16 protein-coding genes are annotated in these 20377 nt (G+C 44.3%); 9 read left to right on the top strand and 7 right to left on the bottom strand.

Features of this window, described 5'->3' with window-relative positions:
- Window positions 1–40: 40 nt before the first annotated feature.
- Window positions 41–796, top strand: coding sequence for a substrate-binding periplasmic protein (locus ACZ5ZC_RS03410; protein WP_006740908.1), 756 nt, complete (start codon window positions 41–43; stop codon window positions 794–796).
- A 71-nt stretch (window positions 797–867) separates the two neighbouring features.
- Here ACZ5ZC_RS03410 and ribA read toward each other — a convergent pair whose 3' ends face one another.
- Together ribA and ACZ5ZC_RS03420 are read right to left on the bottom strand one after the other, a co-directional pair.
- Window positions 868–1929, bottom strand: coding sequence for a GTP cyclohydrolase II (gene ribA, locus ACZ5ZC_RS03415; protein ID WP_182019688.1), 1062 nt, complete (start codon window positions 1927–1929; stop codon window positions 868–870).
- Window positions 1930–2210: 281 nt separating this feature from the next.
- Entirely contained in the window at window positions 2211–2408 is a 198-nt protein-coding gene (locus ACZ5ZC_RS03420; protein WP_005392088.1) for a PA3496 family putative envelope integrity protein, read from the bottom strand.
- A 361-nt stretch (window positions 2409–2769) separates the two neighbouring features.
- Here ACZ5ZC_RS03420 and ACZ5ZC_RS03425 point away from each other — a divergent pair, with 361 nt between their 5' ends.
- From ACZ5ZC_RS03425 to ACZ5ZC_RS03435, 3 genes are read left to right on the top strand one after another with little or no spacing between them, the layout of a single operon-like run.
- A complete protein-coding gene (locus tag ACZ5ZC_RS03425) occupies window positions 2770–3618 on the top strand; it encodes an ABC transporter ATP-binding protein (RefSeq protein ID WP_301660042.1) in 849 nt (282 codons plus the stop codon).
- A 2-nt stretch (window positions 3619–3620) separates the two neighbouring features.
- Window positions 3621–4553, top strand: coding sequence for an ATP-binding cassette domain-containing protein (locus ACZ5ZC_RS03430; RefSeq protein WP_054866752.1), 933 nt, complete (start codon window positions 3621–3623; stop codon window positions 4551–4553).
- Window positions 4553–5020 (top strand): hypothetical protein, encoded by a 468-nt coding sequence (locus ACZ5ZC_RS03435; protein ID WP_054866753.1) that lies wholly within the window; start codon window positions 4553–4555, stop codon window positions 5018–5020. Before ACZ5ZC_RS03430 ends, ACZ5ZC_RS03435 begins: the two co-directional genes overlap by 1 nt.
- A gap of 289 nt (window positions 5021–5309) precedes the next feature.
- Here the strand turns inward: ACZ5ZC_RS03435 and ACZ5ZC_RS03440 are convergent, their stop codons facing one another.
- Window positions 5310–7280, bottom strand: coding sequence for a replication initiator protein RctB domain-containing protein (locus ACZ5ZC_RS03440; protein WP_005392102.1), 1971 nt, complete (start codon window positions 7278–7280; stop codon window positions 5310–5312).
- A 1240-nt stretch (window positions 7281–8520) separates the two neighbouring features.
- On the opposite strand from ACZ5ZC_RS03440, the gene ACZ5ZC_RS03445 reads away from it, so the two are divergent.
- The 4 genes from ACZ5ZC_RS03445 (at window position 8521) to ACZ5ZC_RS03460 (ending at window position 14784) form a co-directional block, all read left to right on the top strand.
- Window positions 8521–9738, top strand: a complete 1218-nt coding sequence (locus ACZ5ZC_RS03445; protein ID WP_005374503.1) for an AAA family ATPase — start codon at window positions 8521–8523, stop codon at window positions 9736–9738.
- A gap of 7 nt (window positions 9739–9745) precedes the next feature.
- Window positions 9746–10720 carry a ParB/RepB/Spo0J family partition protein gene (locus ACZ5ZC_RS03450; RefSeq protein ID WP_054866754.1) on the top strand — a complete coding sequence of 325 codons (975 nt, stop codon included), beginning with the start codon at window positions 9746–9748 and terminating at the stop codon, window positions 10718–10720.
- A gap of 105 nt (window positions 10721–10825) precedes the next feature.
- Window positions 10826–12853: a tRNA(Met) cytidine acetyltransferase TmcA gene (locus ACZ5ZC_RS03455; protein WP_464931776.1), complete on the top strand. Its 2028-nt coding sequence runs from the start codon at window positions 10826–10828 to the stop codon at window positions 12851–12853.
- A 251-nt stretch (window positions 12854–13104) separates the two neighbouring features.
- Window positions 13105–14784 carry a DUF342 domain-containing protein gene (locus ACZ5ZC_RS03460; protein ID WP_464931777.1) on the top strand — a complete coding sequence of 560 codons (1680 nt, stop codon included), beginning with the start codon at window positions 13105–13107 and terminating at the stop codon, window positions 14782–14784.
- A gap of 56 nt (window positions 14785–14840) precedes the next feature.
- Here the strand turns inward: ACZ5ZC_RS03460 and catC are convergent, their stop codons facing one another.
- On the bottom strand, window positions 14841–15500 hold the full coding sequence (gene catC / locus ACZ5ZC_RS03465; RefSeq protein WP_203474246.1) for a type C chloramphenicol O-acetyltransferase: 660 nt from the start codon (window positions 15498–15500) through the stop codon (window positions 14841–14843).
- A gap of 88 nt (window positions 15501–15588) precedes the next feature.
- Between catC and ACZ5ZC_RS03470 the strand changes: the two genes are divergently transcribed.
- Window positions 15589–16500: a LysR family transcriptional regulator gene (locus ACZ5ZC_RS03470; RefSeq protein ID WP_054866757.1), complete on the top strand. Its 912-nt coding sequence runs from the start codon at window positions 15589–15591 to the stop codon at window positions 16498–16500.
- Window positions 16501–16709: 209 nt separating this feature from the next.
- Here ACZ5ZC_RS03470 and ACZ5ZC_RS03475 read toward each other — a convergent pair whose 3' ends face one another.
- From ACZ5ZC_RS03475 to murQ, 3 genes are all read right to left on the bottom strand, one after another.
- Window positions 16710–17765 (bottom strand): porin, encoded by a 1056-nt coding sequence (locus ACZ5ZC_RS03475; protein ID WP_464931778.1) that lies wholly within the window; start codon window positions 17763–17765, stop codon window positions 16710–16712.
- A 148-nt stretch (window positions 17766–17913) separates the two neighbouring features.
- Window positions 17914–19368, bottom strand: a complete 1455-nt coding sequence (gene murP / locus ACZ5ZC_RS03480; protein ID WP_005500182.1) for a PTS N-acetylmuramic acid transporter subunit IIBC — start codon at window positions 19366–19368, stop codon at window positions 17914–17916.
- A gap of 28 nt (window positions 19369–19396) precedes the next feature.
- Window positions 19397–20299 carry an N-acetylmuramic acid 6-phosphate etherase gene (murQ, locus tag ACZ5ZC_RS03485; protein WP_054866759.1) on the bottom strand — a complete coding sequence of 301 codons (903 nt, stop codon included), beginning with the start codon at window positions 20297–20299 and terminating at the stop codon, window positions 19397–19399.
- Window positions 20300–20377: the final 78 nt, after the last annotated feature.

Below are 20377 nucleotides of genomic sequence, written 5' to 3' on the forward strand. Positions count from 1 at the left end.
CTCTAAATATAGCCACGCGTAAATAATAATCGAGGATACGATGAAAAGACTTCTACTTAGATTGGCTTTTAGTTTTATTGCGATAGGAACTTATGCTACTGCCGCTGAAGTGAACTATTACGTTATCGCCGACCAAGCAAGGCCATTTCAAATAGAACAACAGGGGCAAATGCATTCCGGGATTGTGACTGACATCGTCAGTGCCATTTTCGCTGAATCAGATTATCAGGTGAATTATCATACTTATCCGTTTAAACGAATGATCTCCATATTAGAAGAAGGTGGCGAACCAAACTGGCTAACTTACGGCAGCCCAAATTGGGGCAAGGTGCAATCAGAAAACTTGTCTGAAGAGCCCATTTACACTGTAAAACATGTATTGGTCTCTAGTAGTGAGAAACCGTTAGAGTTCAAGAATATGGACACCATGCATGGCCGATCTATCGTATTACTACTCGGTTTTGATTATCCGAATTTAATCCCATTCTTTGAGGATGGTAGTGTGAATGAAATACGCGTTAAAGATTATGATGCCGCATATCGAGTGATAACTCGAACACCAGGAGATACAGCCTTCGTCGAAATGGAATCACGCGTTATGTACAACTTAAAACGCCTCAATTTGTCGCTAGAAGATTTTCAGATCCAATCTTTCGACTCAGTTATCCCTGACTACTCGATCTATTTGGCCTTTTCGCCCCAAATGCAGCCAGAAACTCAGGACTACATCAATACACGTTTGGCTGAGTTAAAAACATCGGGTGAAATTGATGAGATCATTCAAAGGTATCAATAAATGACCTAACGAATGAAAACGCCAACGATTCTATCGTTGGCGTTTTCATCTATTGAGACATAGATGATGCTTTACTTGGTGTGATTGACAAACTTAGGATCAAACATGTGCCCTAATTTACTCGCCTTAGTTTGCAAGTAGTGTTGATTGCTCGGATTATTACCTTCTTGCAAGGGCACACGCTCAATGACGTTGATATCAACCGCTTTTAACGCAGCCAGCTTACGTGGGTTGTTCGTCATTAGTCGCACCGCATCAATGCCCAAATGCTCTAACATCCCTTTACAAAATGCGTAATCACGCATATCGGCAGCAAAGCCCAAACGTTCATTGGCTTCTACAGTATCGGCGCCATCGTCCTGGAGGTGATAAGCTCGAATTTTATTAATCAAGCCAATACCACGTCCTTCTTGACGCAAATAAAGCAGTACACCACATCCCTCTTCGACAATATTTTGTAGCGCCCTGTTGAGCTGAAAACCACAGTCGCAACGCGTACTAAACAAGGCATCGCCAGTAAGGCACTCCGAATGCAACCGAATAAGCGGTGCAGCGCTGCTTGCAGGCTCTCCATACACGAGGGCAAGATGCTCTTTGTTCGTGGCGGTTTCAACGAAGCCATACATCATAAATGTGCCCCATTGGGTCGGCAATTTGGCTTTATCGATGAACTTCACGAGATTGTAGGGCTCGACATGTCTCAGCTCAGCCCGAACGTTCATCAGAATTTCTCCTAAATGATTTTCTCCTTTACCGTCTCCCCCATCCCCCCAAAAGGCATCTTTGTGAGAATGCTCTGTGAGACAAGCGTCACCCGTTCTCATTAACTGCTGCGCTAAAGGTGGATTTTGCAGAAACTTTTCTCTAACGATGAAAGCCATAACGGCCAACTTCATATCCTCCCAGTCACTTCTGACAAAATGTTCGTATTTTCGACTTAAGGCGAATGCTTCATCGGGAGTGCTCGCGTGTTGAATTTTGCTTTGTAACTGCGCATCGAGGAACTTTTGGGCTTGATAATAATGTTCGCTGGTGGGCCAAGTTTGGGAGGATATATTGACTGGGGCATGGCAAAAATTGGAAAGAAAACCGTGGGGCTCATCGGGCTCATAAAAAAGGATTTGGTCAACCATACTCGCGCTCCTTGCTTTGTGGTCGCGATAATCAACAAAAAGCATATCGCTATTGATATATCTTTTAGTAACGCTAGGTAAGATTGTCAAACTTCTACACAGATGAAAATGAGTTTGGATCTAGAACTTTTTAGGTGAAAGAGAGGTGAATTAGAACGTTTGGATAAGAAAAATAAAGAGATGTGAGATGTTGTAGTGAGACGCTATGGCTAAAATGGAGCGAAAAATAAAAAGGGCAGCCCGACGACTACCCTATGGATTGCTATACCAAACTAGAGCAATCAGTGTATCAAGCCAAGCTCCCTTGCTTCTTCAATGGTCAATCCACTTTCACGGATTTCACGTAGCGCTTCAATGCGTCTTCTGGCTTCTGCTGATTTCACTGTTTTCTCAGGCTTCACAACGGCTTCTTCATCAGGTAATTCCCATTTGTGAGCGATGTTGGTCATCTCGTCATGGTCGATAGAATTAATGGACATATTTCCTCCGAACACACCATGTTTTCGATGCGTAATCTATAGCAAAACAGGAACGAGGTGGTAAGAAAAACTGTAGGGAAATGTGACCCCTCCCGCCCTTTCGTTAACTCCTTAATAGATCCATCATTTAAGTTTTGCCAAGGGGCAAATTTACGATTAGATTTGAGTAATTCCCCCTAAGAAAAGTGTGCTGATCCAGCTCTCAATTCTCGTCTTCCTTGACCTCATTAACAACGCCGGATACCACTTTTTATTTCGCCTAACTTTCGAGTCACTTCACTGATTCGCCGCTTGCCACTTTCTAAAAACCATCACACCTGATAATGATAATAATTATCTTTTATATTGGTAAGGTGTTTATATGGATGGTATTAACTTAAATCATGCATACCACAATAATCCGGTCATCCAGATCCGAGATTTATGCGTCGATTACATCACCGATAATGGTGATTTCAATGCGGTAAAATCCGTCAGCTTCGATATCGGCAAAGGGGAAGTATTTGGGCTTGCTGGTGAATCGGGATGTGGCAAAAGCACGATCGCATTCTCGATCAACCGTCTCCATAAGCCGCCAGCGTTCATTTCTGGCGGTAAAATATTGTTTGATGGCAAAGACATTCTTAGCCTCTCAGATTCTGAGCTAACCGCTCTGAGGTGGAGTGAAATCGCCATGGTGTTTCAAAGCGCGATGAACTCACTCAACCCTGTCTTAACGATCCAAGAGCAATTCGCAGATGTATTGCGTCATCACCAAGGACTCACCAACGCTCAAGCGAAAGATCGAGCAGAAAAACTATTGGACTTGGTCAATATTCCACGAGAACGGTTAACGGAATACCCTCACCAATTTTCAGGTGGAATGCGTCAGCGCTTGGTGATTGCTATTGCTTTGTCTTTGAACCCTAAGCTGATCATTATGGATGAGCCCACAACCGCTTTAGATGTGGTGGTACAAAGGGAGATTTTACAGCAAATCTATCAGCTTAGAGATGAATTTGGCTTCTCAGTACTCTTTATTACGCACGACTTGGCGCTGATGAGCCAATTGTGTGATCGCATTGCCATCATGCGGCATGGAGAAATCGTCGAAGTCAATCAGGCATACGAAATTCGCAATAATCCTCAACATCCCTACACACAAAAGCTATGGGCTTCTTTTCCAAACATCCACGACGTCCACAAACAACCAGAGCGACCAGGAGCGTAATCATGAATCAGCCTATCATCCAAATGAAAAACGTGATTAAAGAATTCAGAGTAGGCGGTGGTTTAGCGAAAGAAGAAACCTTCCGTGCGCTCCAAGGCGTGAGCTTTGATCTGTATGCAGGAAAAACGCTGGCTTTGGTTGGAGAATCAGGCTGCGGTAAAAGTACGTGTGCTCGCTTGATCACTAAAGTCTATCCGGCAACAGAAGGCGAGATCCTTTTCAATGGCACTAATATCAATGAGATTACGTCACGCTCAGCGCTCCAAGAGTATCGCAGTAAAGTACAAATGGTGTTTCAAGATCCGTTTGGTTCACTCAATCCAACTCATACCATTCGCCATCATCTCACACGCCCTTTAAAGATTCATAAGCAAATCAAAAGCGAGCGTGACATTCCTGCCCGCTTGGAAGCGCTTTTAAAGCTGGTGGAACTACCTGAAGAGACATTAAATAAGTTTCCTCACGAGCTTAGTGGTGGACAACGTCAGCGAGTAAACTTAGCACGTGCTCTCGCCGTCGGTTCGCAAATCATTCTTGCGGATGAGCCAACATCGATGCTGGATGTCTCCATTCGCCTCGGGGTACTGAATCTAATGCAGCGCATGAAGCAAGAGCTAGGAATCGGCTTTTTGTACATTACTCATGATTTGGCGACCGCACACTACATCGCGGAAGAAACAGCTGTGATGTACAAAGGGCAAATCGTTGAATGGGGTGATACACACTCAATACTGAAGAATCCGCAGCACCCGTACACCAAACTATTGATTTCAGGCGTTCCCGATCCAGATCTTCCTTTTGGTAACTTAGTGAAAAGTGAACCAAACTATTCGATAGATGCCGATGAAATTCGTAGTCGTAGCAGCATCATTGTCGACGAATTTGATCAAATAGGACCCAATCACTATGTAAAACAATGGACTGAGGCTGCGTAATGGAATTGAGGACTTGGCAAGATCAGATCGCCATGTGGTATGAACATCGGAAGCATGATCAAGTTGAAAAACTGGAAACGATCTTATATCAAGCGCCCGACGGCGTGTTTGGCCCAGAACTGAACGAAGTTCAAAGCAAAGCGATTGCTTGCTGGCTAGACGGTTGTTTACGTGTGTTTCAACATGCTAGGTACCGAGATCCTCAAAAAGCGTATCAAACCTTGCTTTACATGAGCGCAAAGCTCGAGCAAGCGGCATGTCAGGTATCGACCGATATTCTGATCAAAGATTGGTGTTTAAAGCGACTTCAGCACCTTACCGTTTTAGCGTTAGAGTTTTGTAATCAGCAATGCGATCAAAATGAGTGGCAACAACAAGCACATAACTTGATCGAGTCGCATGTTGCTTTGATGCGTTCTTTACACTGGAATGAAGCCAAGAAGCATGATCAAGGTTTATCTCATTAATCTGGAAAAATGATCAAGGCTTACTTTGAGGAATTTGAGGTAAAAAAAAGCGAGTTTCCTGAGGAGAAACTCGCGAAGTCTATTCAGAATGAATGTAACAATATGAGCCAATCTATTAATCATCAGAAAGGACAAAAGGTTGTCTATTCGAGATAAATAGTAGTCTCAGGCTTGGCTCCTAATGTCAGTGATTTGTTAGAGTTAAGTCTGTTTTTTATCATCGAAAGACATTGTTACATTTCAAATCAATACGCCACGCCTATTGCTTGATGTGTATCAAGCAACGCTTTTAAATCGCCATTTCATCCAGAGCGCGGAATACCATTTCATCCATGTGGCCATCGAAGATTTGACGGCACACCTTCCGACGTACCGCTAATCCAGCAATCAAGCGCTCAATGGTAAGATGCTTGATATCATTTTGAGTGTTAAACAGCTCGACGGTTTTGCTTAATGTCTCATAAGGAATTGGCTCATCCCCTACCCTTAGCCAATCAAGCTTCTCTATGTAATCAGAACACTCTTCTTTGATTGAGGCATACGAGTGCCCTGTCATCGCAGATAAAGCCGTTATACTGCGTTCTAGAGCCTCTGGTGAGGTATATTTAGATAAAGTAATGGTGATCTCGTCTGCATTGATCTCTACCAGGTGTTTTCTTTGCTTCACGCGGCGGCCTAAATTCCCTCTTGGAGATGGCGCTTTGCGTTGGATAGGCTCAAATTCGCCGTCTATGATGCCTGAAAGCTCTTCAAGCTGTTGTCGGGTAACCATCTCATTACGAAGTGGATTTGGCAGCGTAGGCGCCATGTTACGCTTTCCTGCGTTGGTTGTTCGCGCACGTGAATAACGTAAGACTTCTTCCACATCGCATTTAATATCGATCTGGTAGTCCATCACTTTGTCATTCTCGATCATAGTTTCGATTGTCAGGTGATAACCCCACAAATTCACGACAAACAGCTCATCCGTTCCCTTACCATCCGATAAACGCTTCAGCTCTCGGATCAAATCCATCGAGAATCGTCGCCATTCGATGTTACGTGCCAGCTTCTGGTTTAATTCACTCAGCAGCATGCAGTCAGTATGACGACGCACCATGCGGCTACGGAAGAAAGAATACAGTTGGAATACCAAAGTATGTTGCTTCAAGATCTCTGGTGGGAACAAGAAGAAATAATCACGCGTTAATAGTTCTTCATAAAACGAAGGCTCCCAAACCAAAATGTACAAGTTTGGCTTGATACGAATTTCACCATCGCTTCCCTCTACAGGCGCTTCTTCAGACGCAGTGATGGTTCGAGCAAGAAAACGAAAACGATCACTTTTGAATCCTTCTGGCATGTTTTCACTTAGCCAACGACCAGTAAGTTCATGCAGCTGGAAATCGGTAAACTCAATACGATCAATGCTGTCGCGAATAGAATCACGTGCTGGACCACTGTCTTTTTTGCCTCGAAGCGACAAAATATCAGTAATGTATAACGGCGTCTTGTTCGGCACGTGTGCTGCGTCGAGTTGATACTGATCTTTGTGATGATCATGGTATTGCACGGTCAACGTGAACAGAGCAAACAAGGTCATCAGATCATCCACAGTCATGATATTTTTGGATGATCGCGTTTCAATAACCGCTTTGGTACCAGAGATCGACACCATGGATTTCTGATAACTTTTTCGAGTTCTTGGTGGTGCAAGTGCTTGGTCAATGATCCCAGCCCAATTCGTTGGAGACACGACAAATTGATCGGCTTCATCTTTCATCGTTGGAGGGGTATTCAACCCATGTTCATTCAACAAACGCTTGTTGACTTGGGTTTGAGCCAATGCTTTTGAACGTTTTTGCTTTTCGTTTTGGCGTACTTTGTCTGTAACAAGACTTGTTGCACCCAACACTGAAATAAGCTGATTAGGATTAACAAACTTATGTAACATCGTCTTACCAGCAAGTCCTTCTTCAAACCGCACTGGAGTTTGAGTAAACAAACCAATGTTTACTGCTGCACGTAAGCGTTGTTGCAGAGCTGCACGAGTGAGTTGTCCGTCCGTCGCTTCCACAATCTCTGTGGTTGAAACCAATCCATCTTTGCTGCTGAAACCTCGCAATGAGATCAGATTAAGCAACTCTAAGATGCTTTTGGTCACCCCTTTGAAATGTTGGTACTGCTCTACCCAATCTGCAGAGGATTCATGTACCTCAAAAAGATGGCCATCCTTATGGCTTCTAGGTGCTTTAATCAGAATTTTTTCATCAGCCGTCATTTTAGATCCAGATCACACTAGCCGTAGTTGTGCTATGGTTCCGAAGAATAAAGAAAAACAGATCATAAATAAAGAAAAAAGATTGTTTTTTAAATAACTGATCTTTTTGATTAATCTGATCTTAATTGATTATATGATCTAATGATCTGGCTATCGTTTTGCCGCTAAGTGCATGTTCTATAAAGTGATTATTTTTATGCATGTCGGAACTATGATCATGTTAATTCTGAAACTATGATCAACAATAGCCTGAAAGCATGATCACATTTGCTCGTAAGCATGATCATTAAGTTTATGAAAAGATGATCAAAAGAGTCTTGAAACGATGATCATGATGTTTTTACAGGTTATCCACAGATGCTGTGTTTAATAATGATCTTAATGAGGATTTTATTGAGCATTGTCGATGTTATTGATACTCGGATCGATGATCAAGAGCTGAGATAGCTATCGTTCTGGAGACAATATTGATGATAAATTACTCATGTGATGAAAATGCATCCAAGTAGCTCTTATTCCGCAGTAAAACCTAGTTTCGGACTATTCTTAGGAAGCATGATCATGAGAGTAAGATTTATCATAGTAACTTGAACAATTTCATTGTTCCGGCTTCTCTATCCACTAATTTCTTCTCCATCCCCCATTCTGACTGCATTCAACCGTAAATTAGAGACAAAAACTCATGCTTCCGAGAGATTCTATAGCTTGATCATATTTCCGATTGATGGATCTTATTTAATCCGCGTGTTTACACCCTCGTCTACTCTATTTTTCCATGATCATGCTTTCGTATTTGTGTTTTATCATGGAAGCATGATCATAAGCATACCTTGATCATACTTCCATAGGGACATCACTTGAACTGCCCTTTTTGGCTCGGATACATGATCAAGGTTGTTATTAGCGTTCATTTTGAAAGATTGCTTTCTATTTTTTGTTTAAATTAGGTTGGCCTAACATAATCCGTAATTTAGCTTAAGAATATAATCGTTCCGGTAGAAAATTGATTTACATTGTAAATGAGTGACGCTGTAACACTTTTATTTTTAAGTTTAAGGTGTCCATTTATTCGAAGATTATTTAATTAAAAATAGTTATGTTTTTTACCATAAATCATAAAAGCGTCGATTTGAGTGTTTTTTTATGTGATGGTTATTCAAAATGTTCGTGCACCTTTTTGTTGTTTTTGGTCTTTACTGCTGTACAATTGCAAGCATAAATCCTTCCAACGGAATTTGGCATGAAAAGAGAAAAAACGATTGAAAACCTTCTTGAGTTGGCGGAGCTGACTCAGCAGGTTCAAGCTGACCGTATTGAAATTGTTTTAGAAGAGCGAAGCGATAACTACTTCCCACCAATGTCTAAGGCGATGATGGAAACCCGTTCAGGTTTAACTCGTCGTAAGCTCGATGACGCGATTGGTAAGATGGAAGCCGCTGGCCATCAATTTACTAAAAATAACGCGAATCATTATTCAATTACGTTAGAAGAAGCACATATGCTTATGGATGCGGCTGAAGTGCCTAAATTTCATGAGCGTAAGAAGAATTCAGGTAACAAACCTTGGATTATTAACGTGCAGAACCAGAAGGGTGGTACAGGTAAATCAATGACAGCGGTCCATTTAGCGGCATGTTTAGCGCTAAATTTGGATAAACGCTACCGTATTTGTTTAATCGACTTAGACCCACAAGGCTCACTACGTTTATTCCTCAACCCGCAAATCAGCATGGCAGAGCATGATAATATCTATTCTGCGGTAGACATTATGTTGGGTAACGTGCCTGATGGTGTGGAAATTGACAGTGAATTTTTGCGTAAAAACGTATTGCTGCCAACGCAATACCCGAACTTAAAGTCGATTTCAGCGTTTCCAGAAGACGCAATGTTTAATGCTGAAGCATGGCAAACGCTATCTGAAGATCCATCACTCGATATCGTTCGTCTGCTAAAAGAGCAACTGATTGATAAAATTGCTGATGACTTCGATATCATCATGATTGATACCGGCCCACACGTTGACCCACTAGTATGGAATGCGATGTATGCATCAAATGCGTTGTTAATCCCTTGTGCGGCTAAGCGTCTGGACTGGGCTTCAACAGTAAACTTCTTCCAGCATTTGCCTACGGTATATGAAATGTTTCCGGAAGACTGGAATGGTCTTGAGTTTGTTCGCTTGATGCCAACCATGTTTGAGGACGACAATAAGAAGCAAGTTTCTGTTTTAACTGAAATGAACTATCTTCTAGGTGACCAAGTTATGATGGCTACTATCCCGCGTAGCCGTGCGTTTGAAACCTGTGCCGATACCTACAGCACAGTATTTGATCTGACAGTAAGCGATTTTGAAGGCGGTAAGAAGACGCTAGCCACCGCACAAGACGCTGTTCATAAAAGCGCACTGGAATTAGAGCGTGTGCTGCATTCTAATTGGCCGTCATTGAATCAGGGGTAATAAGTAAATGGCTTTGAAAACGTCTGAATTAAACGCGAAATTATTTGGCAAAACGAATAAACGTCGTGTTGTGACTCCACAAGAGGCGCAAACCGCGGCAAAAGAAAAAGCTCAAACGATTGAGCTAGCTGTCGCAGGTGAAAACATTGTTCAGTTTGAACTTGTTCGTATTCCTGCAGAGAAAGTCGCGACAGAAACAACGGTGTTTGTTGATAACGCTCGTGAGCAATCGTTCTTAAACGAACATGCTTTATCTGATGTTTTAGTCACGCTCAAAGAGCGTGGCCAACAATATCCTGCTGTGGGTCGTCGCACTGACGATGGCAAAATTGAAGTGCTAGACGGTAGCCGTCGTCGCATGTCTTGTATCCTCGCTGAACAAGATTTTTTGGTTTATGTTGCTGATAACATCAATACTGACCATGCAAAGTTTTTGTCTGATGTGGCAAATGCTCACAAGCCGCTCTCTTTGTACGAAAAAGGTAAAGAGATGCAGGCTAAAATAGATAGTGGTGAAGCTGAAGATCAGAAAGCATTGGCGAAAATGTTCCAGTGTAGTGAAGCGTTAGTAAGTGGCGCTTTAAAAGCGGCGGCATTACCGTTAGAACTGCTTCAAGCGTATCCCAATGTCGGCGATCTTGGTCGTCCAACTATCGTGAAACTGCACAAACAGTTTTCAACGTTGACGCCAGAGCAGCAGCAAGAGCTGTTAGATAAGTGTCGCTCTAGCGAAGGCTTTTTATGGCAGCGAAGCACAGCTCAAGGCGTTGCTCGTCTGACAAAAGAAGTCACGGAAAGCATCGAAAACTGGATTGCTGAGCTTGCACCAGCAAAACCTGGCAAGAAGACCGAAAAAGTCGACTTAGTAAAAGGTCGAGCAAGCTACAGCCGAAAAGGTAGCAGTCTGGCGTTGAACTTGAAGAAAGTTGACGACAGCTTGATGGAAGAGATTCTTGCCTTTGTGCAAAACAAGCTGCAATAACAAAAGATGATTGAATCAACCGCCTCCGGGCGGTTTTTTTATATCTGAGAAGCGTCAAATTAAAGATGTGATACCATTGCGTCAGTTCAACGTTGGATAGACAAAATGCAGACACAATCTGATTTCCTTTCATCACTTCAACAACAAGCTCACCAATCTTTCCAAAGATTCGGCATCGTTATTCAAGGCGAGTCTTCTTGGCAAGATGCATTGGTGTCAGAGTTCCATAAAACACAGATGTATCAACGTTGGTTTTGTGTCGGCGATTTTGGTTTGGAAAACGCATACAGTGTTTCGCCTAAACAAGGGCACATGTTGTTAGGCAGAGAGTGTGACGTTCTATTGTTTGATGCTCGAAATGGTTTTGACGCAAATAGCTTTACCGCCGCGCTTGGCTCATTGGTTGGCGGTGGCCTTCTTATTATCATTACTGAGCCGCGACAGCCTACGAACTTTGCTCAGCAATGGATGCACAAACAATGGGAGAAGCTCGTTGTTATTGAGCAAGACAAACCATTGCCAACGGCTCCAGACTTCAAGCAAGCAGAAAAAGAAAGCCACTACACGGAACAAGAACATGCCATTTCTCTAATTGAAAAGGTGGTGACAGGACATCGAAAGCGACCGTTAGTTTTGACCGCTGATCGTGGGCGCGGAAAAACAAGTGCTCTCGGCATTGCGTGTGCGAACTTATTACAGCAGAAGCCACTTAGAATCTTAATTACGGCACCATCTATAAAAGCTGTTGAGCCTGTTTACCAACATGCTTTGCGGTTACTTCCTAATGCGCAGCGTATTAGGAAGGACAGATTAGAATCAGGGCAGGGAGCCATTCAATTCATTGCTCCTGACGAACTTCTATCGAGCCGACCTGAATGTGATTTGTTACTTGTCGATGAAGCGGCTGCAATTCCAGTTCCTATGCTCAAAAGCATTACCGAACATTATCATCGACTCGTTTTTTCTACGACTATTCACGGTTATGAAGGTTGTGGCCGGGGCTTTACGATTAAATTTGTTGATTGGCTTCAGAAACAGCGTTCGGGAATGAAAACATGGCACATGACACAGCCCATCCGCTGGAGCATGAATGATGCGCTCGAATCATGGCTCTATGACGCGTTTTTGTTGGATGCGGAGTTAACGTACCATCAACTTAACCAGGTCGACTCAACTCCCCTTTCTAAAGCCGATAAGAACGATTTGATATCGCAGCCTAGTTTGCTGCGCGAGTGCTTTGCTCTTTTGGTTAATGCTCATTATCAGACCTCGCCGAATGATTTGATTCACCTTTTGCAAGACGACAACAGTCAGCTCTATTTTGCTAAGCAAGATAATGCGGTTGTGGGGGTAATATTAGCGGTCGAAGAGGGTGGGCTTGACGCCGAATTGGTTGAAGAAATTCAGCTTGGTAAGCGTCGTCCTAAAGGACACGTAGCCCCAGTTACGATTGCAAACCACCTTGGATTCCCCAATGTTGCGAAGCTATCGACGCTGCGAGTCATGAGAATTGCTGTTAATCCGGCATTGCAAGGAAGAGGCATCGGTCAAAAAATGCTGCAGAAACTTGAGCAAATGGCGGCTAAACACATTGCTTACTTATCCACGAGTTTCGGTGCGACGGAAGAGTTGGTCTATTTCTGGCGACAATCAAACTTCCGTGCAATTCGCTTAGGCTCAATGCGCGATGCTGCTAGCGGTTGTTATTCAGTCTTAATGGTCAAAGCTTGTGATTCCAAACAGACGGCTTGGGTCGATGAATCTCAGGCGCTATTTGAAGAAATGTTGTCTAACAATGTGGCTGACGTCTATCCAAAATTAGAAGCCTCAATTTTTCGAGCTCTATTACCGCAACCTTTGGGAATGAGTCCACTTCATCCCGCGAAGTTATTACTAATTGAATGCTATGCTGATGGTGGTAACAGTTATGAGTCCGTGTCTGCTTGGCTTCAGCAGTGGTTACTTAACTTAGGTTTGAACTCCGCTTCCGACTTGATGATCAGTAAGCTTTTTCTTAACCGTAGTTGGACTGAATGTGCTCAGCAATTTGGGCTACCTGGAAGAAAGCAAGTTGAGCAGCAGCTAAGGGACGAAGTAAAGCACATTTGGAACGATTTACACTGTAAACAATAAGGTGAGATTTACACTGTAAATGAAATTACTAGGAGCTGATTTTACACTGTAAATCCAGCTCCTTTTTATTTCAGTGTGTATTTTGATTGAGCTTTAGGTTAAATCGAAATGCTCTCTTAATATCTGTTTAACCGTTATTGATGGATTACTTTCTTTAGTGACGTGAGCCTTATAATAAGAAATGCGAGGTTTGTTCAGAAAACGGATTTGGGTAGACTGAAAGTGTTGATGGGAAGCAAAGTGGTAAGGGTATGTGGAAGCTGTGTCTTGAGTTATCTGAAGATAAGACCAAGGTGATAGCCCGTCTTCCGGGAGAAGTGGACCTCGGTGGTGAGCTAAATCAAAATGAATTAAACGAGCAGCTCGTCGCAATGAACGCTGAAAAGATGTTTGTTGTTGAGGGGGAAGTCGTGAGATTCATTAACTGCGCCAAAGAACGTAAAGCCGAGGCCTACGAAGGCATCGTCATTGCGGAAAAACGCAACGCGCAAGTTGAGGTTGAATTGTCGAATAATGACATGCTCGCCAGTATGAACGTTGTCGGCGCGTACGGAGGCCGAGGTTTACGTGGCCCCGAGATTGTTCAAGCCCTTGCTCAAGCGCGAGTTTCGAAAGGCATCAACAAACTGGCTTTGAAGAAAGTGTTGGTTGTCAGCACTCAGCTCAAACCAGGCGAAACTTTTTCTCAACCTGTAGCGGTTGGTAAGCAACCTATCAAAGGCAAAGACGCTCGTTTTACTCCTCTCGTTAAAGACATCACCAAACGCATCCTCAAACCCAAAGACGGCCAATCTGCTAGCGATAAAATTGATTTACGTAACCTCGGTGAAACTATCGCGGTTGATGTAGGCGATGAGGTGATGCGCCGCACGCCTGCGACCAAAGGTACGCCAGGTTTTACTGTTCAAGGGCGAGTGATTCCTCCACAAGCTGGAAAAGACAGCCCAATGAAGCCAGGCAAGGGCACCGAGATAAGCAAGCACGACCCAAACCTATTGATTGCATCGGTATCCGGTACGCCTCTAATTAAAGACAAAACCATTGAAGTTGATAACGCACTCTGTCTCAATAGCGTTGGCGTGAATACAGGTCACGTGAAATTTAAAGGGAATGTGATTATCGGTGGCAACATTGAATCCGGAATGATTGTTAAAGCGACGGGCTCTATTACTGTAGGCGGCTTCATTGAATCGGCTGACGTACAAGCGCAAGACGACATTCAAGTTGGTAAAGGGATCATTGGCCACACCGTGAGTGATGGCCAGCCAAAGAGTTGTCACGTCAAAGCCAAAGGTTCGATTCGTGCCAGCTACGCCCAATATTGTGATTTGCAAGCCGGCGAAGATATTGAGTTGGCGGTGCACAGCATGAATAACGATATTGTTTGTGGGCGCAATCTGATGGTGCTGGATGCTAACGGTAGGAACGGCACGCTCAGCGGAGGAGATGCAAAAGTCGGTGACAAAGTGGTGTGCTTACAATTGGGCGTAGAAGGCGACACCGCCACTAAGGTAGAAGCGTTCGCGCGCTATTCTGCATTTAAGGAGCGATTAGCAGAGCTCAAAGATCAATACAAACGAGCTCAAGAAGGAACGATGGATGTGATTCGTAAAGAGCTCGAATTTAAGAAACGTCCTAAAGCCGAACGTACCGACGAAGAACAAGCTCAGATTGATGTGATGAAAACACAAAACAACGAGCAGCTTGAAGCGATAAAGCAAAAGCTAGAACAAACGGAACATGACTTTGAAGTCGCGTTAGAAGAAAATATTGTCGAAGCCAAAGAGCGTGTCTTCACTCGCGTGACGGTGCAGTTTGGCGACGAGCAAGTAACGACAAAGCGCACTCATGGCGGTTGTTCGTTCCGTTTCAATCAATACGAAATTAAAGTCTCGGCGAACTTGGAAGAAGAGGACGTCGCTGCGGTTTAAGCTTTCTTATTCACTGAGCCCACACGTCGCAACAAGATGTGTGGGCTTTTGTTTATCTACAAATCGACAATGTGCTCTTGATAGTAGTCCGCAAGCGCACCGACTTGGCTGCTACACATTACGTTCATTGCTTGTTTAATGTGTTCTATTGGCCAGTTCCACCATTGGATATTGAGTAGAGTTTCAATCTCTTTATCGCTAAATCGTTGACGTACGACTTGGTTGTTTCCAACCACCACCGAATAAGGTTGGACGTCTTTCGTCACTACGGCGCGTGCTCCGATGACGGCTCCATCGCCGATGTTTACTCCGGGCATGATCATCGCCTCGCTGCCAATCCAAACATCGTTCCCCACCACCGTGTCTCCGGCACGCTCGAAACCGTCTTGTACGCCTTCTCCAAATTCTTCAGGAGAGAAGGGGAAGGTCGAAATCCAGTCAATGCGATGACCTTGGTTTCCTGCCATCATGAAGGTGGCTCCAGAAGCGATGGAACAAAACTTGCCAATGATTAATTTGTCGATGCTATCGGGTTCTCTACTTTGCCATTCTTGAAGTGTGACGGGGTCACCCAACAAGTAGCGTACCGCTTGCTCTTCGAAGCTTTTTTGATGATAGAAGCCCGAGTAATAGCTGTAATCGCCAACGATGATATTGGGATTAGTGATGTGATCTTTAATGACTTGACCTTTTAACCACGTGTCGAAAACACTCATAACTCATCCTTTCAAATTTAGGTTGTACAGAGTTTAGAGGCTTTCTATTATTTCCAGTAGTTTGATTTTAGAGATTCAGAGTTACTGTATGGAAATAAAATGGCTCAGCTACGTACCACTTTACGTCGCTTTGTGCGAGGAGCGAAGTATTGCTGGCGCAGCAAAGCGCCTGAATTGTTCGAATGCGCATGTAAGTCGGCAACTTAAACAGCTTGAAGACATATTGTCGGTGCAGCTTATTCAGCGAACTACGCGCCAGTTTAATTTGACCTACGATGGTTTGCGGTTTTATCAGCAGGTAAAGCAACTGCTCGAAGGCGCTGAGCAGATCAATGAGCAAGTCATGGCAAACGAGATCGTATCGGGAAAATTGAGAATAGCGGCGTCTGCTTCTTTCGGAGCCGCGTTACTCAGCCAAACATTGATCGAGTTTCGATTGCAACATCCACAAGTGAGCGTCGAAGTGATCTTCACAGAGACACCTCTCGACTTGATTGAGGCTGGGTTTGATATCGCATTCTACTTTACCGATAATCCTCCAGAGGGATACGTCGGCCATCAGCTACGCACTTTACACTGTAAACCGATCGCTCATCGCTCGTATTTAGCTGATAAACCAAATGTAAGTACGCCAGAGGATCTTGGTGACTTAAAGCACATCCTTTATAAAAGTCGCGACTTGGTGTTAGATAAATGGACGTTTACGCATAAGCAAACTCAGCAGCAGTGCAGCATTGAGTTAGAAAGTACGCTGAGTTTTAATCTTGTCCAGTCCATGTTGGATGCTACTTTGGCTGGCTGTGGTGTTGCCATGTTAGATGAATTTGCACTGGCCAAGCTTGAACCAGCACAAAAAGAACAACTCGTGAGTTTGCTGCCAGAATGGCAAACGGATGCGATTTTGCCGCTTTATCTGCTTTACCCAAAACGTAAGCACTTACCAAGAAGAACGCGAGCGTTCATTGATCACTTTAGGAACATATATTCTGTCGGCGAATAGCGACAACAAACTTAGCAACAATTGAGGAAGCAAAGGAATGCGAAAACACTGTCACCAGCTTTCCTGATGTAGGCGTGTTGGTCAAAACAGGTAACGAAGAAAACATATTACGAGGGTGAGCTTCTTCAAATCAGCATTAAAGGCAATAACTACTGACCGGACACAGAAGAAGCTCATTGGATTCAGCTAACTTACATTAAGTATCGTGCTTACAGCTCGTAACGCAGACCTAAGTGGTAGTAGCTTTCGTCTGCGTGCGCACCGCCAAACGAGACTTCTTGTCCATTGCTGTAACCACGCGAGCCGTTACGATCAACGTAGTTTGTGTAGATAGAAGAACGAGGCGTCAGTTTGTATTGCACTTCTAGCGTTGTATCTTTCAGCTCTAGCTCGTCACCATCACTGTTTTCTAAAGAACGATAACCAGCACGCAGTACCCATTTGTCATTTACACTGTAAACCGCCGTTAGTTCCATCACTTTGTCGGTACTGGTTTGTGAGTAATAGCCCTCTAGTTCATCTTCCGAGTACAACGCACCCAACATCAAATCACCTAGGTAGTAACGCGTACCTGCGCCCCAGAATGTGTAATCGGTGTCGTTGCTTTCACGTGCATCACCTTTATTTCTCTGTATCGCTACCACTGGTGCCAAGGTACCCAAGTTCCCCATGTCTAGCGTATAACGCAGTGCAGTGTTGTAACCGTAGTCGAGTTCAGAAGTGTTGTTTCCTAAAATGTACGCGACAGAAAAATCGAAATTACCTAGGCTGTTTTGGTATTGCAGCGTGCCATCTTGACGGAAAACTTGCGTCGCGGTTTTGTCGACTTTATTCGCTTGGCGCGCCATAGATACATCGGAAGAGGCGAACACATCACCAATGTCGGTAAACATAATCAATCCAGATGCCACGCGACCACCAGTAATGCGACCATAATCTTTCGCATCAATACCCGCCCATACATAACGTGCGGTCAGAGACGGTTTGTCGTTTACTTGGTTTGCGTATTCAGCGGCACCCACTTGGTATTGCGCTTGGCCGATGATCGACGCGTACTCGTTGATGGTTTGTGAACCGTTTAAACCAATACGGCCATCAAACTCGCCATTTGCATCGCCGTTCTCATCATTTTTACTGGTGACGTTGAAACCAAGACGAGAGTAAATATTTAAAACTGACCCATCTTCCGCTTGATACAGCTGCGCTGCCATTGCGTTTGATGCCATCAATGTTGGGAGAAGTAGAGTCAAAATGTGCTTTTTCATGATTAACGACCTTTCATTTCTATTGTTTTAGATACGACAAAGCCCCTTCCGAGTAACGGAATAAGAAAAATTGTCGTGAAGTAGAGAGAGGGTGCGCCCTTGTTTGCCAAGGGCGCGAGCTAGTCCATTCCTATAGGGGAAGAATGATTTAGCTTAAATCGACGTCTTTGCAGCCAAAGAAGTAAGTCGCGAGGAAGCCGACGATGTAAGAGATAAGCAGGCCAGCAACAAACACCATCATGCCCGGGAAGATGCCATTTTCTGATGTCATGAGAGGAATCGCCACGATACCGGACGGGCCAAACACCGTATTAAGACCAACTGGCAAGCCAAGGTAAGAAACTAAGCCGATAAAGAAGCCGCCCGCAGCACCACCAATACAAGCGGTAACGAATGGTTTTACGCGTGGTAATGTCACGCCGTAAATCAATGGTTCGCCAATGCCTAGAAGACCCGGAATAATAGCGCCTTTAACTTGAGTGCGCAGTAGAGCGTCTTTTTTGGCTTTGAAATACAGCGCCATTGACGCGCCAACCTGACCGCCACCAGCCATCGCTAGGATAGGGAATAGCGAGTTAAAGCCCTGTGCTTCCATCAATGCGAAGTACACTGGAACAAAACCCTGGTGGATGCCAAATACCACAGAAATTAAGAACAAACCTGCCAAGATTGCAGCGCCTAATGGGTTATCGTTCAAGTTGAGGAACAACCAAGACATCCCTTTAAACAGCTCGCCGCCGATTGGCATGATGATCAAGAAGGTTACCGCACCCATGATCAACAGAGTGATAACGGACGTTAAGATCATGTCCAGATCATCTGGCATGTATTGACGAACCTTACGCTCGACTTGCGCACCGATGATCGCCGCCAAAAGTACGCCGATAATGTTGCCGCGCGGATCAATCGCAAAGCCGAAAAACTCGTTCATGCCAGAGTAAATGCCGGATGTAGCCTCTGGGTTGTAACCCAGCACAAACAAAGAGGCGAGAATGGCACCATTAACACCAGAGCCGCCAAACGCTTGCTGCGCGTTGTAACCAATCAGAATACTTAAGAAAGCAAACAGACCCTTACCAAAGACTTTCATGTAGGCGATCAAATCCAGCATAAACTGGCTTGGTGTCTGGTCGAGAACAAACATCTGTTCCAATAACGTCGCAAAACCTAGCAACAAACCAGCGGCAATAAAGCCAGGGATCAACGGCGTAAAGATGGTAGCAAACTTGCTTAAAAAACGCTGAACCGCACTGGTTTGCTTACTCTTCATCTGTTTTTTCTGCTCGGCCGCGACGGCAGAAAGATCTTGTTGCGGCATATCTGGTTCTTCACTGTCACCAGAGGTTAAGCTGTCGATCAATTGATTCATCATCTCAGCCGCTTGTTGAGCTTTTCCGGGACCGAGAATGATCTGAAACTGCTCATCGCTTTCCACCACACCCATTACGCCGGGAATTTGCTTGATAACAGACTGGTCAGCCAAGCCATTGTTGGCGAGCGATAAACGCAAACGCGTCATACAGTTACCACATTTGCTTACGTTGCTGCTGCCACCCACTGCGGACAGCAACTGCGATACTGTGTTTGAAGTTATTTTTGCCATAGGGTCTATCCTTCAGAACTCGGATTATTTAGTTATTATTTAGTGCTGCGCGAATAAAACCGTTGTGCGCGGCGAGGCGTGATTTGGCTTGTTCGGCATCCAAATCGGCCAAAATTATTAAGATGGCAGTTTTGCAGTGTCGATCGCAGGCATTTAATGCTCGCTCTGCTTCTTCTTTTGATGCGCCGGTTGCTTCGACAACAATGTTGGTTTGGCGTTGGATGAGCTTGGCGTTGGTGGCCTCTACATCCACCATTAAGTTGCCAAATACCTTACCGCTACGAATCATTGCACCTGTCGTGAGCATGTTTAACACCAGTTTTTGTGCGGTGCCGGCTTTCATGCGAGAAGAGCCAGTGACAACCTCTGCGCCAACAATCGGCAGAATCGCGATGTCGGCCGCTTTTGCCATGGCACATTCTGGATTACAGGCGATAGATGCGGTCGTAGCTCCGATGGATTTAGCGTACTCCAAACCACCTAGCACATAAGGCGTGCGGCCACTCGCTGCAATGCCTACAACCACGTCATGCTTGGTGAGGTGAAGTGCTTTTAAGTCGTCTTGACCCATTTTCGCGTTGTCTTCTGCGTTTTCTACCGCTTTCAAAATCGCTTGGTGTCCACCTGCAATTAAGCCAATTACCATATCTGGATGCGTTCCGTAGGTAGGAGGACACTCGCTCGCATCAAGAATTCCTAAGCGGCCTGATGTGCCAGCTCCCATGTAAATTAAACGGCCACCATTTGCAAAAGCTTGGGTAATTGCATCAACTGTCTCTGCAATTTGTGGTAGCACCGCTTTTACCGCGAGCGGGACTTTTTGATCCTCTTCATTAATGACTTGCAGCATCTCGATGGTCGAAAGCGTATCAATCTCGGCACTGGCTGGATTACGGCTTTCTGTCACCAATCGGCTTAAATCAATTTTCATGTTTTACACTCTTCGTAATGTTCAATCTGAGGGCGATTCTATGGAATAAAATATTCTGTTTTGGTGATAAAAATCACA

This window comes from Vibrio sp. JCM 18905, from assembly GCF_055393305.1.

What these genes read in the sequence shown, in the direction of transcription:
- ACZ5ZC_RS03410 (WP_006740908.1), top strand. Translation starts at nt 41, where the DNA reads ATGAAAAGACTTCTACTTAGATTGGCTTTTAGTTTTATTGCGATAGGA.
- ribA (WP_182019688.1), bottom strand. Translation starts at nt 1,929, where the DNA reads ATGGTTGACCAAATCCTTTTTTATGAGCCCGATGAGCCCCACGGTTTT.
- ACZ5ZC_RS03420 (WP_005392088.1), bottom strand. Translation starts at nt 2,408, where the DNA reads ATGTCCATTAATTCTATCGACCATGACGAGATGACCAACATCGCTCAC.
- ACZ5ZC_RS03425 (WP_301660042.1), top strand. Translation starts at nt 2,770, where the DNA reads ATGGATGGTATTAACTTAAATCATGCATACCACAATAATCCGGTCATC.
- ACZ5ZC_RS03430 (WP_054866752.1), top strand. Translation starts at nt 3,621, where the DNA reads ATGAATCAGCCTATCATCCAAATGAAAAACGTGATTAAAGAATTCAGA.
- ACZ5ZC_RS03435 (WP_054866753.1), top strand. Translation starts at nt 4,553, where the DNA reads ATGGAATTGAGGACTTGGCAAGATCAGATCGCCATGTGGTATGAACAT.
- ACZ5ZC_RS03440 (WP_005392102.1), bottom strand. Translation starts at nt 7,280, where the DNA reads ATGACGGCTGATGAAAAAATTCTGATTAAAGCACCTAGAAGCCATAAG.
- ACZ5ZC_RS03445 (WP_005374503.1), top strand. Translation starts at nt 8,521, where the DNA reads ATGAAAAGAGAAAAAACGATTGAAAACCTTCTTGAGTTGGCGGAGCTG.
- ACZ5ZC_RS03450 (WP_054866754.1), top strand. Translation starts at nt 9,746, where the DNA reads ATGGCTTTGAAAACGTCTGAATTAAACGCGAAATTATTTGGCAAAACG.
- ACZ5ZC_RS03455 (WP_464931776.1), top strand. Translation starts at nt 10,826, where the DNA reads ATGCAGACACAATCTGATTTCCTTTCATCACTTCAACAACAAGCTCAC.
- ACZ5ZC_RS03460 (WP_464931777.1), top strand. Translation starts at nt 13,105, where the DNA reads ATGTGGAAGCTGTGTCTTGAGTTATCTGAAGATAAGACCAAGGTGATA.
- catC (WP_203474246.1), bottom strand. Translation starts at nt 15,500, where the DNA reads ATGAGTGTTTTCGACACGTGGTTAAAAGGTCAAGTCATTAAAGATCAC.
- ACZ5ZC_RS03470 (WP_054866757.1), top strand. Translation starts at nt 15,589, where the DNA reads ATGGAAATAAAATGGCTCAGCTACGTACCACTTTACGTCGCTTTGTGC.
- ACZ5ZC_RS03475 (WP_464931778.1), bottom strand. Translation starts at nt 17,765, where the DNA reads ATGAAAAAGCACATTTTGACTCTACTTCTCCCAACATTGATGGCATCA.
- murP (WP_005500182.1), bottom strand. Translation starts at nt 19,368, where the DNA reads ATGGCAAAAATAACTTCAAACACAGTATCGCAGTTGCTGTCCGCAGTG.
- murQ (WP_054866759.1), bottom strand. Translation starts at nt 20,299, where the DNA reads ATGAAAATTGATTTAAGCCGATTGGTGACAGAAAGCCGTAATCCAGCC.